This window comes from Streptomyces musisoli, from assembly GCF_016741855.1.
GTDB classification, from domain to species: Bacteria; Actinomycetota; Actinomycetes; order Streptomycetales; family Streptomycetaceae; genus Streptomyces; species Streptomyces musisoli.
In genome coordinates this window covers 264,588-277,552 of the sequence record NZ_JAERRH010000008.1, presented here as the reverse complement: position 1 = coordinate 277,552, position 12,965 = coordinate 264,588, and the positions used below count along the sequence as shown (strand labels likewise).

Below are 12,965 nucleotides of genomic sequence, written 5' to 3'. Positions count from 1 at the left end.
GAGACCCGAGTGAGCACTGAGGAGCAGGCCGCACCCGGCAGCGTGCCGAACGCCTACGGCAACGCTCTGTCGTGGAAGTGGACGCGCCAGATGTCCGCCTACCTACGGCGGTCCGGCCTGCCCCTGCTCCTGTGCCAGCTGCGGAACCTCGCTGCCGCCAGCGGGGAGATCGCGTTCGCCTCGGACCGCAAGCCCATCCGCATTCAGGACATCGCCAAGGCCGCGTGCTGCGACGAGAAAGACGCCCGCCGCTACATGGATGCCGCGATCCGGGCCGGCGTCGTCCGGGTGCTCGGCGAGCGGAAGCGGGGCAAGCCGACCCGGTACGCGCTCGTCGTGTCTCCGTGGCCGGACTGGCAGGCCGCCGAGGACTACCTCCGGTCGACCGCCCGGAAGCGGGCCCCGGGGTGGGACCAAAGTTCGGGGGACAGCGACCCGAACCAGAACGGGGGACAGCGCCCCGAACTTACCGCCGGTACGCCGGAAGAAGTTCCGGGGACAGCGCCCCGTATGAGTTCGGGGGACAGCGCCCCGAACGGTTCGGGGGACAGCGCCCCGAACAACCCAGGGGGGTACCCATGGGGTTCCCAAGGCGGGGCTGATGTCGGTTTCCAACCTCAGGTAGTGGGCGCTCCCGAGGACCAGAGCGATCACCACGAAACCCACCACGACGACCCCACCACGTGGACCCGCTGCGCCGTATGCGGCCGGCCGATCCTCCCCGACCCGCACCGCCCCGGCCGGACCGTGCACGCCCGCTGCGAACCCCACCTCGCCACCACCGACCACGAAAGGCACAGCGCATGACCACCAGCCGCCCGTACACCGACGACGACCTACGCAGCGAGGCCGGGCTGTGTCACGACTCCCTGAGCAAACTCCCGACCCCCGAGGAGATCGCGCACCACCTTCGGGAGGCATACATGCCCTCGCGGACGACCGACGACGCGACACCGACGTGGGGCGACCTGCTCAGCGAGGACCAGCTGAAGGACGCCGCACACCGCATCAAGGACCTGATGACCTTCACCGCCCCGGTGTCGACGTGGGGTGTCGCCCTCGGCGCCGACGGCCTGGAGCCCTCACCCGACGTCATCAACCTCGACGGCGACAACGGCCCCGTCATCCGCATCCACTTCGCCTTCGCCCCCGACATGCCCCTGCGCGCCCGCCAGCAATTCGCACTCGGCCTCGCGCAGGCCATCGCCGACAACACCTGACCAGCACCGCCGACCAACCGCCCCACGACCAACCCCCGGGAGCGCCGGAATGACCAGCCTGCACGACCTCACCCCGACCACCCCCGGCCTGCCCTGCCGCACCACCGACCCCGACCTCTGGTTCAGCAAGAGCAGCACCGAGCGCGCCCTCGCGCAGGCGCTGTGCCGGGAGTGCCCGCTCCAACAGCCGTGCGCGCAGTACGCCCTCGACAACCCCGAGCTGCGCGGCGTGTGGGGCGGGACGACGGCCGCGGACCGCCGACAGTTCTGGACGGGGGAGCCGTGCCGACTGGACGAGTTCGGCCGGGTGCGGCTGCTGTGCGGCTCGGAGCGCGCGTACCGGGCGCACTTCGGGTACCGGGAGCAGCCGTGCGAGGAGTGCCGGGCGGCGCATGAGGAGCACGTCACGGCCGAGCGGCGGGCCCGGCTCGCCGAGGAGCACGCGGCCGGCGGCTCGGTCCGCGGCTACGAACTTCACCGGCTGCTGGGGGAGGAGGCGTGCGAGGCGTGCCGCGGGAAGCGCCGGGAGAAGTCGAAAGCGCGCCGTCGTGCGGTCCCTCCGCGCCGTGGGCGTGCGCGCGGGACGTCTGCGGCGCCCGGGACGCCCGGAGCCGCGAGCGCCGCTCCTGCGGGCGCACAGCCCCTTCGCATCGCCAGCTGACCACCACCACCGAACGGACTGACCATGGACCGCACCACCACCGCCGAACCAGACCTCACCGAACTCGGGCCCCTCGTCCGCATCATCACCGACGCCCTGCACGAGACCCCGCTCACCCTCGGCACCCCGGCCGGCTGCGCTGACCTCGCCGCCACCATCGCCGTGCGCGTCGCCGTCTACATCGGCCGCGAGGTACTGCCGCCCGTCAGCATCTCGCCCACTGCCGCCTACCTCGCCACCCCGTGTGACGCGTGCTCGCACACCCTCAACTGGCACCGCAACGACGTCGGATGCACCGTCCCGCGGTGCGTCTGTGGCCGCTTCCACTCACCCACCAGCGAGGCCCGCCCGTGATGGCCGTCCTCGCCTACGTCGTCCTCGTCTTCAGCCTCAGCGCCATCACCCTCGCCCACTGGCTCTACCCGCCGTGGCGCACCACCCCGACCACCGACCACCCGCGGAAGGACCGCACCTCGTGAGCCAGACAAGCCCGGACGCGCGGGCCGTCGTCCGCGCCCTCGACGCCCTGACAACGCAGGTCCGACGCATCGCCGACGGCCCGTCGTCCACCGATCAGCAACCCGTCGACGGGGCGTCGTCGCCCGTCGCCATTGCGCACCACATCCCGGCCAAGGCGTACACCACCTGGACCGAGCAGCAGACGCCGGCCGCCGATGAGCTGGAGCGGATGCGCGCGGTCCTGGAGTACGAGCACAAGCGGGCCAACGACGCCATCGACCGAGAGGAGACCGCCGAGCAGGCCGCCGAGGAGCAGCGCCGCCGCGCCCACATCGCCGAGACCGAGCTGCGCACCCTGCGCGCCGGGCTCCGCGCCAACGGCGCCGACCCCACCCAGCTCCAGAACCTGTGGGCGCAGATCAGCCTTCGCAACCGGCAGTGGCGCGAGGCCAAGCAGGAACGCGACAGGGCCCGCGCCACGATCGATCGAATGAAGCGCACGAACCGCATGGTGAACGGTGCCGCACAGCAGAGCAGGGAGCGCGCCGAGCGGGCCCATGCGCGCGTGTGCCAGCTGGAGCGCGCCATCCGGGATGCGTTGGCCATCTGCGGCGAGCAGGGCAGCGACGTGCAAGACATCCTGCGGCCCGCCCTCGACGGAGCCGAGCCGGCGGCCGGGCCGTGCGCGCAGCACCCCGACGCCCCGGTCATCGGCGGTGTGTGCGGCGGCTGCACCCAGTACCCCGCCGACTCCTCGGCCGCGCTCGCCGACGAGGAGCAGACGCTCCGATGGGCGCGCCGCGAGTCCCTCCTCGTTCTCGTCACCCGCGTCCAGCACGGCCGCACCCTCACCGAGGACGAGGCCCGCACCCTCCGGCAGCACGTAGAGACCGAGATGCGCGAGGCCGAGACTGCGCGCGCCGTGGCCGCAGGGAACCGCAGGCACGTCCAGTTGCTGTACGCCGAGCTAACCGAGGCGCAGGCCGCCGTCGCCCGGGTGCGCGCCCTGCACACCCGGACCACCGTCCAGACCACCAGCGGGCCCGCGGCAGCCTGCTCCGGCTGCGAGTCCGACAGCATGAGCGCGCCGTGGCCGTGCCCAACCACCGAGGCCCTCGACGGCACCGAGCAGCCCACCCCCGAGGCACAGCGCTACGTCGACTCGTGCCCGGCCCACGACGGCCCGTGCTTCCCCGAGCCCGGCGCCCGCTGCTCCGCCCACGGCACCCACCGGTGCGCGCTCTGCCACCGCAACCCCAGCACGTGCACCAGTGAACTCGGCGGATGCGGCACGTGGTCACTGGAGGGAATGCACTGGGACACCTGCCCCAACCGGATCAAGTAACGACGCACGTCAACGCCCCGTCGCCCACCCGGACGACGGGGCGTCGTCATGCCGTCAGCTCTGACCCTTCCAGATGCGCCACGCCCGCGACCGGTCCGTGTCGATCAGCTCACCGATCTCCGGGAAGTCGAGACCCTGCCCCGAGTGCAGCGCGTCGACCGCTTGCTGTCGGATCTCCTTCGGCAAGCTCCGCTGTGCCGGCCACTCGCGCAGCACGAGGCCCGCGGCCCGCGCGCGTACCGCTGCGTCCGGGATCGCCTCCAGCCCGCGCAGCGCCGCACGCACCGCCTCGAGGACGCCGTCCGCTGCCGCGCGCGCCTCGTCCGTCCCCTGCTCCTCGGCCATACCCGCTACCTCCCCGCCGGAGCGTAGGTCTGCACACACCGGCCCGTGTCGGGTACGCTCCACCGTGTCGGCTACCCGACACCGCGTCACGACGGGCCGACGACGCCCGACGACGCCCCACAACAGAACGACCCCCGCAGGCGCTGCGAACGCCGAACGGGGGCCTGACCACCGGAGAGTGACCTCCATGGCTGAGCAGCAGCCTACCCACACCGCGCTGGAATACCAGCGCCTCCAGCGCGCCGCGCACTCCCTCATGGACACCGCGGACGCAGCCGCCCGCCGCGGCGACACCGCCACCGAGGACCGGGCCCGCGCCGCCGCCGGCCGCATCCTCGACACTGCCAAGCAGGTCGGACGGCAGCAGTGAAGGCCGAGGAGCAGACCCCGCGCACCACCGCCGCCGCCGGGCTCGGCCTCGCCATCGGCGCCGCCGTACTCATCACCGCCATCACCGGCGTGGCGTTCTGGCTGTCGTATCACCACCTGCACGACGTCGCCGCCGGCAACGGGCTCGGCGTAGACGCGGCCCGCGCGTGGGCGTGGCCGGCCGTGCTGGACCTGTTCTACCTCGCAGGTGAGCTGCTGATCCTGCGCGCCTCGTACCTGCGCGAGGTCGACCCTTGGGCCATCGCACTCACCGCGGTGGGCGCGCTCGGCTCGATCACGCTGAACGTGGCCGGTGTCGGCGCGCACGCCCGGCCGCTGGAGTACACCGTCGCCGCGGTCCCGCCGGTCGCTGCCCTGCTCGCGTTCGGCGCGCTCATGCGTCAGCTGCACGTCTGGTTCGCCCGCCGCCCGGCCGCCGAGCCTGCCCCGGTCACGGTGACGGTGGAGCGCGCCGAGGAGTCGACCGGCCCGGTCGTGCCGCCGAGGCCCGAGCAGGCCCCGGCCGTCCCGCCCGCCCCCGAGCCGCAGGCGATCGAGCCCCCGGCCGAGGAGCAGCCGCCGCAGCCGCCGGCCATCGAGTACAGCGACCGGCGTTGCGCCGTGATCCGCGCCCTGTACGAGGACGGCTACCGGCCCACCACCACCGAGATGCGCACCGCCATTGAGGGCGCGGGCCTCGCCGTCCCGGGTGGCTCCACCCTGCGCGGCGTGCTCCGCGCCGAGGTCGAGCGCCACGAGCCGAAGCTGGCCAAGCTGCCCACCCGGCCGTCGCCGCTCCGCCGCGCGGGCTGAGCCGTGCTGCTCGCCCTGCTCTTCCCGCTCGCGGCCTGCGCCGCCGTCCTCGGCCTCGCCCTGGTCGACCTGCGCACCGTCCCGCCCATCACCGGGACGTGCGCGCTCATCCTGACCCTCGCGGCGCTCGGCGTCGCCGTCCTCCGCTGAAGGACCCTTCCCATGACGTACGTGACTTTCGGCGGTGTCACCGTCGGACTCCTCGTCCTCGCCTACCACCTCGCCGCTTGGTACCCCGGGCTCAAGGCGCTGCGCTCCGATCCCGTCGGGCACGCCGCGGCACTGCTCCCGTTCCTGTTCGGCTGGACCTACGGCGCGCTCACGACCCTGGGCGTCGGCGGGCTCATCGGCTGGGCCGCCGACACCGCCCGGTGGATCTCGAACTGGCTCGGGGACGTCGCCCTCGTCTGGGGCGTCGGCGGGCAGTCCGGCCAGCGCGCGGGCGCCGTCACCTACCTGCCGCTCACGCAGACCGGCGGCGCCATCGTGCTCATCCTCACGGCGGTTATGGCTGTGCTGGTGAAGAAGCCCCGGTACGGCAGCGACCTCAAGCGCGGCATGTGGTGCGGGCTCTGCCTCGGCACCTCGGCGGGTGTTGCCGGGTTCGCCGCGGCCCCGCTCGCGCAGGCCGTCAACTGGCTCGGCGGCGGCGTCTACGGGGCGTTGTGATGGCAGAGCACGAGGACCGGCCGACGCGCGGCGTGGCCCCCGAGGAGCGCAGCCCGCTCGCGGGCGGGTGTGCCCTGCTCGTCCTCGGCGGCGCCGGGTTCGCGGCCGTGTTCGCCGTGTCGGCCGAGGGCGGGATCCTCGCGGTCTGGCTGGCCGGCGTGGCTGCCGTGTGGTGGTCCGCCCGCCGCCGTAAAGGTACGTACCAACCCCTCCCCTCCCCCACCGGTCTCCCCTCCCCTCACGACAAAGAGGGAGGTCAGACCACTCTCGTACACCGAGAGGGGATGGTGATCTACCTCACCCCCGATGCGACCAACCCGGTCCGCACCCACGTGCACGTTCAGCCGACCGGCGACGAAACGCACGCCTAAGACCCCGGGGCGGCCGACTGCTGCCAGGCGATCCGGCCGCCCCGGTCCCATCCCAACCACGAGACAGGAACGCCATCATGGCACTCGGATTCAAGCGCCCCATCCCCGCCGACGACCCCCGACTGAAGGGGCACGAGACGGACTACTCGGAGTCCCGCGGCGGCTGGGTCAAGACGCAGCCCAAGCCGGTCCCCGGCAAGCCGAAGAAGAAGTAGGGCGGCTGTCACACCCCACTGCCACACTGAGACCCGGGCCCCGCTGAAATCCCCCGTAGGCGGGGCCCGACCCATGCCCGCCATGGCACCATGCCCCTCCAGCCACACCGCCCATGGGGGGACACATGCGCACCCGCGCCACCACCATCACGCTCACCGCCGCCGCGCTCCTCGCGCTCACCGCCTGCTCGTCCAGCGACGACGACAGCCCGGCCGCCAGCGACAGCGGGACACCCGTCGCCGAGCCCACCGTCAGCGTGCCGGCCGCCCACGAGGCCGACGACGTGAAGGCCGCCGTCGGCACCTACACCGCCGCCTACTTCGCGGCCGACACCGACACCGCGTACGGCATGCTGTCCGCGCGCTGTGCGAAGGCCGTCGACCGGGCGTCGTACGCGGCCGAGCTGAAGCAGGCGAAGGACATGTACGGCGCCGACCACCCGGCGACCGACGTGCAGGCCGAGGTGTCCGGGACGCTGGCCCGGGTGTCGTACGGCGTGAAGGGCCTTCCGGCGCTGGCGCAGCAGGCGCAGGTGTGGAAGCTGGAGGGCGACGCCTGGAAGTACGACGCCTGCTGACGACGAGCCCGATCCGCGAGAGACTGAGACCCATGAGCGACAGCATCGACCCACACGAACTCCGGGCGAGACTGCACCGGATCGCCGCCGGACGGCTCCGCGTGGCCGCCGCCCAGCAGGACATGGTCGCCGCCTTGGTGATGACCACGAAGGCCATGCGTGACTTCGCCAGCACCTTCAACGCAGGCATCGCGCGCGACGTCGCCGAACACCCGGACCTCGCCGAGCTGAACGTACAGATGGACGCCTTCTACGACGCAGCCTGAGCCACCGCACAGCCCCAACGCCCCGTCGACCAGCGTCGTCGGGGCGTCGTCGTACCCCGCGGATTGCAGACCCCAAGATCCTGCCGCGCCCGAAATCCGTACCTTCCAGAGCAGGGAGGTGGCGGGTGCCGACGGCGCAGAACCGGGACATCGGCCTCGTGCGCGAACACGAGGCCGTGCTCCTGCGCACCCGTGACCGGCTGGAGTTCCGGCAGATCGCCGAGCGCCTCGGCTGCGACGTGAAGAACGCGCACAAGGCCTGGAAGCGCGGCGTGGAGCGGCTCGCCGCCGAGGCCGCCGAGGCGCACCGGCAGTACCTCGGCGAACAACTGGCCGTCATCAGCGTCGCCATCGACGGACTCATGCGTGGCGTGGTGAAGGGTGACGTCCGCTCGAACGAGGCCCTCGTCCGGCTCCTCGACCACCAAGCCAAGTTGCTCGGCCTGTACGCCCCGGTGCGCGTGAACGCCACCGTCACGGACGAGATGACCGCCCGCGTCATGGCGCTCGCCGAGGAGATCGCCGCGCTGGAGGCGCCGTGACCCTCAGCCTGGACGACCTGCCCGCCCGGCTCCAGGGACTCAGCCCGGAAGAGCTGGAGATCCTGGAGACAGAACTCCGCGCCCGGCTGTGGCAGCGCCGCTGGGACCGCTGGACGCCGTACCCGTGGCAGGTCCCGCCCGACCACATCGAGACCCTTGGCTGGTGGCTCCAGCTCGGCGGCCGAGGCACCGGCAAGACGGACGGGTGCGCCCGGTACATGGTCGCCCACGTCAATGGGCCGCCGTGCGACCCGCGGCTGCGCGGCGGTCACCGCATGGCCATCATCGCCCCCACCCAGGGCGACGCCGTGGAGGCCTGCGTGAACGGGCCCTCGGGCCTGCGTGCCCACGACCCGCGGGTGGTCCTGCGCACCACGGCGGGCGGAACTTTCGCGCGCTGGCCGAACGGGGCCGAGGCCAAGCTGTTCGGCGCGCACACCCCCGACGACGTGGAGCGTCTGCGCGCCGGTGGTAACCGCTGCTTGGTGTGGATGGAGGAGGTAGCCGCACAGCGCCGCCTCGGCGAGGCCATCACCCACAGCGAGATGGGCCTGCGCATCGGACCCAACCCCCACTACATCGCGTCGACCACACCCAAGCCACGCACCGAGCTGATCGCCCTCACCCGCCGGCCGGACGTCATCCGGACGCAGGGCCGCACCCGGGACGCGGTCCACCTGCCGCAGGAGCAGCGGGACAAGCTGATCGCCAAGTACGCCGGCACCCGCACCGAGGCCCAGGAACTCGACGGCATCCTCCTGGAGGACATCGAGGGCGCGCTGTGGTCCCGGGACGGACTCGACACCGCCCGCGTCGGTGCCGCACCCCCGTTGGCCAGCGTCGTCGTTGCGATGGACCCTGCGGCGACGTCCACCGACGACGCCGACGAAATGGGGATCATCGTCGCCGGGCGCGGTGCCGCGTACATCCCGGACCGCAACGGGTTCGCCCGGCAGCACGGGTACGCCCTCGATGATCTGTCCGGCCGCATGCCGCCGGTGGAGGCTGCCCGTAAGGCGATTAAGGCGTACCACGAGCACCGGGCCGACGCGATCGTGGCCGAGGTCAACAACGGCGGTGAGTGGATCGGTGCGGTCGTGAGGCAGGTCGACCCCACCGTGAACTACCGCACAGTCACCGCCTCGCGGGGGAAGCAGACCCGCGCTGAGCCAGTGGCCGCGCTCACCGACCAGGGCAGCGCGCACATCGTCGGCAGCCTGCCCGAGCTGGAGGAGCAACTCGTCACGTGGGTGCCCGGCGACTCCAGCCCGGACCGGCTCGACGCCTACGTGTGGGCCCTCACAGATCTCATGCTCGCCCCCGCGGGCAACCTCGCCGCGGTCGCCTAGGAGGAACGACGACGTGAGCCAGTACAGGAACAGGGCCCTCGGGAGGGCGGCCGGCCGGCGGGCCGTGGACCTCGCCGCGCTCCGCGACCGTGCGCCCGTCACCGTGGCCAGCATCGGCGGACAACAATCCCTCACGCTCGCCCTGGACGCCGAGGCCCGCGGTTTCTCGAACAGCGCCGTGGCGTACCGGTGCGTGGACGCCATCGCCAGTAACGGATCATCGGTGCCGCTCCAGGTGGCCCGGCCCGATGGCTCGTTCATCGACGGCCACGACGTGGCGCGTCTTTTCAACAAGCGGCCCAACGACAACATGTCGGCGCGCGCGTTCAAGTACCTCGCGCTCATGCAGGCCGAGCTTGCCGGCCAAAGCTTCGTGCACCTGGGCCGTGGTGAGACCGGGCTCGGTCCCGTGGCCGCCGCGCACCTCGTGTATGACGCGGTCGACGTGGTGGTAGACAAGCCGCTCGCGCAGCAGCCCACCATCGCCAACCTCGTCGGTTTCATCATCCGGCGGGCGGACGGCGTGCAGGTGCCGGTCCTGCCCGAGGAGATGCTCTGGCTGCGCTACCCGCACCCGTTCGACCCGCTCGGCTGCCTGGCCCCGTGGAAGGCTGCGCGGCACGCCGTCGACATGGACGCGTTCGCCCGAGAGTGGCAGCGCTCCTCGTACGCCAACGGTGCCCGACCGAGCGGCATCGTCTACCTCGGCGACATGGGCGAGGCCGAGTTCACCGCCACCAAGGCCGCGTGGCGCTCCTCGATGCAGGGCCCCGAGGCTGCCGGCAAGACGCTGCTGGTGCGGTCGACACCGGGCGGCGGGCAGGCCGGCGGGAAGGGCATCGGGTACGAGCGGCTGACGTTCACGGCCGAGGAGATGGAGTATCTGGAGTCCCGCGTCGCGAACGCTGAGGAGGTGATGCTCGCGTTCGGCGTGCCCCGGGACTACCTCCTCGGTGGGACCACGTACGAGAACCGGAGCGCGGCCAAGGCCACGCTGTGGTCGGACACGATCAAGCCGAAGCTGGAGATGATCGCCAGCGAGATTGACCTGCGGCTGCTGCCCTCGGATGCCGAAGAAGCGCAGTTCGATCTGTCCGGGGTGGACGCGCTTCAGGACTCGCAAGACTCGGTGGCCAACCGCACCCGGGCGTCGGTGTACTCGGACACGCTGACCATTGACGAGGCGCGCGCCGAACTGGGGTACGACCCGCTGCCGGACGGGATCGGGGCCCACACCCTCACCCCGTACCGGAGCCAGTTCGCCCCCGTGCAGGGGCAGGCCGGCACGGACGAGGCTCGCTCGTGGGACGCCGATTTCTCCCGTCTGCTGCCGTCGTCGCCGGACGTCGGCGCCATGGTGGAACGGGCCGTAGAGTCGGCGCTCGCCCGACTCCTCGGCGTCGCACCGCCGCAGGTCGACGGCCGTCCGACGCCCCGACGCCCCGAGCTGACCCGCGCGGACGACACCCCGTCGTCACCGTCGCTCGCCGACATCAACGACGCGTACGAGGAGCTGGAGGGTGTTGGGCGGCGCGCCGTGCAGGCCCTCGCCCGGGAGCAGCGCGAGCGCGTCCTCCGGGACTTTGACCGGCTGATGAAGAAGCCCGAGCGGTCCGCGGCGTGGCTGGAGGAGACCCGCGCGCAGGCGTGCGCCCTCGCCCGAGAGCAGACGCTCACCCTTGCCCCACCCGACCCCGAGCAGGTGCAGGCCGCCCGCCTCACCGACATGGATGTGGCCACCGGTCCGGACGGGTGGGAGGAGCGCATCCGGGTGCGGGACGTGTTCGATCCGCGGTACTGGAGGCGCCGCACCGGGGCGCTGCTGCGGCCGTTCATCGAGCGGGCGTGGAAGCGCGGCGGCACGTCGATCACCGGCACGTTCGATCTGGACGAGCCGGACGTAGCCCGCGCGCTCGCTGACCGGATCGAGGAACTGGCCGGGCAGGTCACGGCCACCACCGAGCAGGTGCTCCGCTCGCAGATCCTCGCGCACGGCGTCGCCGAGGGAGAGAGCGTGCCCGAGCTGCGCGCCCGCATCCAACAGGTGTTCACCAACCTCAGCGACTACCGGGCCACGATGATCGCCCGCACCGAGACCGTGGGCGGCTACAACGCCTCGGCGTGGCTCGCCGCCCTGGACGCCGGGGCCACCCGCAAGACGTGGCTTGCCACGGCCGACCAGCGGACCCGCGAGACGCACCGGCAGGAGAACGGCCGCGCCGTCCCGATGAACAAACGCTTCACCCTCACCAAGAGCAGGTGGCCGGCGGACCCTACCGCCCCGGCCGCCCAGTCCATTCAGTGTCGGTGCGCACTCACCTTCGAGTTCGAGGAGTCCTGACCATGCCCAAACCCACCGTGGGCCGCATCGTCCACTACGTCAGCTACGGCACCCCCAGCGGCGAGTACACCTCGCAGTGCCGGGCGGCGATCGTTACGGAAGTCCACCCCGGCACCGAGGGCCGCGGGGTATCGCTCGCCGTGCTGAACCCCGAGGGCCTGTTCTTCAACCAGAGCTGTGCGCACTACGAGCCGGACGGCGCGGGGATGCCGCCGGGTGGTTCCTGGCACTGGCCCGAGCGTGAGGAGTCCTGACCATGACGACCCTGCTGCGCGGCGAGGTCCGCGCCATCCTCCAGCCCGCCGGGCACGCCCAGTACCAGGGCGCCTACTGCCCGCCGGGCGTCCCGTTCGCCGAGGTGCGCCGAGGGCCGTTCGACGGGAAGCGGGACATCGTCGTACGGCCGGACGTCGACGGCGAACTGCCCAAGCTCATGACGTTCGGGGGCGGTCAGGTGGTCTACGAGTACGACGGCCGCGACCGGCAGAACCGGGCGGTGTACCGGTACGCGCCCAAGCTGAGCAGCAGCCACCGAGACGTCATGAACGGCGTGGCCGAGGTCTACGCCGAGCACGCGCTGAAGCAGGCCAAGGAGGACCAGTGACCGAGATCGAGTTCCGCGTATTCGACACGGCAGAGTTCCGCGTAGGCGAGGACGACGATGGCACGTTCGAGGGCGTTGCCTGCCAGTACGGGAAGAAGGACAGCTATGGCACCACCTTCCACCCGGGCGTATTCCGGCGCGGCATCGACAAGGGTTCGTACGCCTACCTGTGGATGCACAGCCCGTACGACCCCATCGGCACCTTCCGGGCCGACGAACAGAGCAACCTTCTTCACATCGGCGGCCGGTACGACGACACCGCCCGCGGCCGTGACGCCCGCGTGATGGCCCGATCAGGGTCCGCCCGGGAACTCTCCGTTGGATTCGTCCGAACCGACCTGCCGGACTGGAAGAAGTTGGCGGAGATGGCGGACGAGGACCGAGACGACGTGCTGAACAACATCCGATCGGCACGGCTGGTGGAGGTCTCTCAGATCACCGCACGCATGGCGGCTGTGCCCGGCTCCAAGCTGAAGACGGTGCGATCGGCGCTCGGCGCGCTCTACACCGAGACGGGGGAACCCACGCTCGCCGAGCGACTGGCGGAGTACGACCGCGAGCACGGCCGGGACACGGCGCTCGCACACGAGCAGGAGCAGCAGCGGCAGATGCAGGAGCGGCAGCGGCGGGCGGCGCTGCTGCGGCTGACCACGGTGGGAGGTGCGTGAGATGGCCCGCCGGTTCGTGTCCAAGGCACAGTGGCGGATGGCGTTCGCGCGGAAGCTGCCGTTCGCCCGGAAGTGGGCGCACCGCAATCAGGCATCGCAGCCGTACCGGACGCTGCCGCAGCATCACAGTGGGCGCGGCTTCCGCGGCCG

At 72.0% G+C, this 12,965-nt stretch carries 21 protein-coding genes; 20 read left to right on the top strand and 1 reads right to left on the bottom strand.

The window, feature by feature from the left end; genetic code table 11:
- Window positions 1-9: 9 nt before the first annotated feature.
- From JK361_RS22685 to JK361_RS22665, 6 genes are read left to right on the top strand one after another with little or no spacing between them, the layout of a single operon-like run.
- Window positions 10-807: a hypothetical protein gene (locus tag JK361_RS22685; RefSeq protein WP_201821156.1), complete on the top strand. Its 798-nt coding sequence runs from the start codon at window positions 10-12 to the stop codon at window positions 805-807.
- Entirely contained in the window at window positions 804-1,220 is a 417-nt protein-coding gene (locus JK361_RS22680) for a hypothetical protein (protein ID WP_201821154.1), read from the top strand. The genes JK361_RS22685 and JK361_RS22680 overlap by 4 nt, the downstream gene beginning before the upstream one ends.
- Window positions 1,221-1,269: 49 nt before the next feature.
- Entirely contained in the window at window positions 1,270-1,881 is a 612-nt protein-coding gene (locus tag JK361_RS22675; protein WP_201821152.1) for a WhiB family transcriptional regulator, read from the top strand.
- 24 nt (window positions 1,882-1,905) lie between these two features.
- Complete coding sequence (locus tag JK361_RS22670) at window positions 1,906-2,235, top strand: hypothetical protein (protein WP_201821150.1); 330 nt, start codon at window positions 1,906-1,908, stop codon at window positions 2,233-2,235.
- Window positions 2,235-2,360 carry a hypothetical protein gene (locus tag JK361_RS42100; protein ID WP_268983157.1) on the top strand — a complete coding sequence of 42 codons (126 nt, stop codon included), beginning with the start codon at window positions 2,235-2,237 and terminating at the stop codon, window positions 2,358-2,360. Before JK361_RS22670 ends, JK361_RS42100 begins: the two co-directional genes overlap by 1 nt.
- Complete coding sequence (locus JK361_RS22665; protein WP_201821148.1) at window positions 2,357-3,685, top strand: hypothetical protein; 1,329 nt, start codon at window positions 2,357-2,359, stop codon at window positions 3,683-3,685. Before JK361_RS42100 ends, JK361_RS22665 begins: the two co-directional genes overlap by 4 nt.
- A gap of 54 nt (window positions 3,686-3,739) precedes the next feature.
- On the opposite strand, the gene JK361_RS22660 is transcribed toward JK361_RS22665, so the two are convergent.
- Window positions 3,740-4,030, bottom strand: coding sequence for a hypothetical protein (locus JK361_RS22660; protein ID WP_201821146.1), 291 nt, complete (start codon window positions 4,028-4,030; stop codon window positions 3,740-3,742).
- A gap of 187 nt (window positions 4,031-4,217) precedes the next feature.
- Between JK361_RS22660 and JK361_RS22655 the strand changes: the two genes are divergently transcribed.
- The 14 genes from JK361_RS22655 to JK361_RS22590 all read left to right on the top strand — a co-directional run bounded on the left by JK361_RS22655 (window position 4,218) and on the right by JK361_RS22590 (window position 12,815).
- On the top strand, window positions 4,218-4,400 hold the full coding sequence (locus JK361_RS22655) for a hypothetical protein (protein WP_201821144.1): 183 nt from the start codon (window positions 4,218-4,220) through the stop codon (window positions 4,398-4,400).
- Window positions 4,397-5,212, top strand: a complete 816-nt coding sequence (locus tag JK361_RS22650; RefSeq protein ID WP_201821142.1) for a DUF2637 domain-containing protein — start codon at window positions 4,397-4,399, stop codon at window positions 5,210-5,212. The genes JK361_RS22655 and JK361_RS22650 overlap by 4 nt, the downstream gene beginning before the upstream one ends.
- Window positions 5,213-5,215: 3 nt before the next feature.
- Window positions 5,216-5,362: a hypothetical protein gene (locus JK361_RS22645; protein WP_201821383.1), complete on the top strand. Its 147-nt coding sequence runs from the start codon at window positions 5,216-5,218 to the stop codon at window positions 5,360-5,362.
- Window positions 5,363-5,374: 12 nt separating this feature from the next.
- A complete protein-coding gene (locus tag JK361_RS22640; protein ID WP_201821140.1) occupies window positions 5,375-5,881 on the top strand; it encodes a hypothetical protein in 507 nt (168 codons plus the stop codon).
- A complete protein-coding gene (locus tag JK361_RS22635; protein WP_201821138.1) occupies window positions 5,881-6,252 on the top strand; it encodes a hypothetical protein in 372 nt (123 codons plus the stop codon). Before JK361_RS22640 ends, JK361_RS22635 begins: the two co-directional genes overlap by 1 nt.
- 77 nt (window positions 6,253-6,329) lie before the next feature.
- On the top strand, window positions 6,330-6,467 hold the full coding sequence (locus JK361_RS22630) for a hypothetical protein (protein ID WP_201821137.1): 138 nt from the start codon (window positions 6,330-6,332) through the stop codon (window positions 6,465-6,467).
- Between the two features lie 125 nt (window positions 6,468-6,592).
- Window positions 6,593-7,045: a hypothetical protein gene (locus JK361_RS22625; RefSeq protein ID WP_201821135.1), complete on the top strand. Its 453-nt coding sequence runs from the start codon at window positions 6,593-6,595 to the stop codon at window positions 7,043-7,045.
- Between the two features lie 32 nt (window positions 7,046-7,077).
- Window positions 7,078-7,311 (top strand): hypothetical protein, encoded by a 234-nt coding sequence (locus JK361_RS22620; protein WP_201821133.1) that lies wholly within the window; start codon window positions 7,078-7,080, stop codon window positions 7,309-7,311.
- Window positions 7,312-7,436: 125 nt separating this feature from the next.
- Window positions 7,437-7,853, top strand: a complete 417-nt coding sequence (locus tag JK361_RS22615; protein ID WP_201821131.1) for a hypothetical protein — start codon at window positions 7,437-7,439, stop codon at window positions 7,851-7,853.
- Window positions 7,850-9,202 carry a phage terminase large subunit family protein gene (locus JK361_RS22610; protein WP_201821129.1) on the top strand — a complete coding sequence of 451 codons (1,353 nt, stop codon included), beginning with the start codon at window positions 7,850-7,852 and terminating at the stop codon, window positions 9,200-9,202. Before JK361_RS22615 ends, JK361_RS22610 begins: the two co-directional genes overlap by 4 nt.
- Window positions 9,203-9,215: 13 nt before the next feature.
- Entirely contained in the window at window positions 9,216-11,543 is a 2,328-nt protein-coding gene (locus JK361_RS22605; protein WP_201821127.1) for a phage portal protein, read from the top strand.
- A 2-nt stretch (window positions 11,544-11,545) separates the two neighbouring features.
- Entirely contained in the window at window positions 11,546-11,797 is a 252-nt protein-coding gene (locus tag JK361_RS22600) for a hypothetical protein (RefSeq protein WP_201821125.1), read from the top strand.
- A 2-nt stretch (window positions 11,798-11,799) separates the two neighbouring features.
- On the top strand, window positions 11,800-12,147 hold the full coding sequence (locus tag JK361_RS22595) for a hypothetical protein (protein WP_201821123.1): 348 nt from the start codon (window positions 11,800-11,802) through the stop codon (window positions 12,145-12,147).
- Window positions 12,144-12,815: an HK97 family phage prohead protease gene (locus JK361_RS22590; protein WP_201821121.1), complete on the top strand. Its 672-nt coding sequence runs from the start codon at window positions 12,144-12,146 to the stop codon at window positions 12,813-12,815. The genes JK361_RS22595 and JK361_RS22590 overlap by 4 nt, the downstream gene beginning before the upstream one ends.
- Window positions 12,816-12,965: the final 150 nt, after the last annotated feature.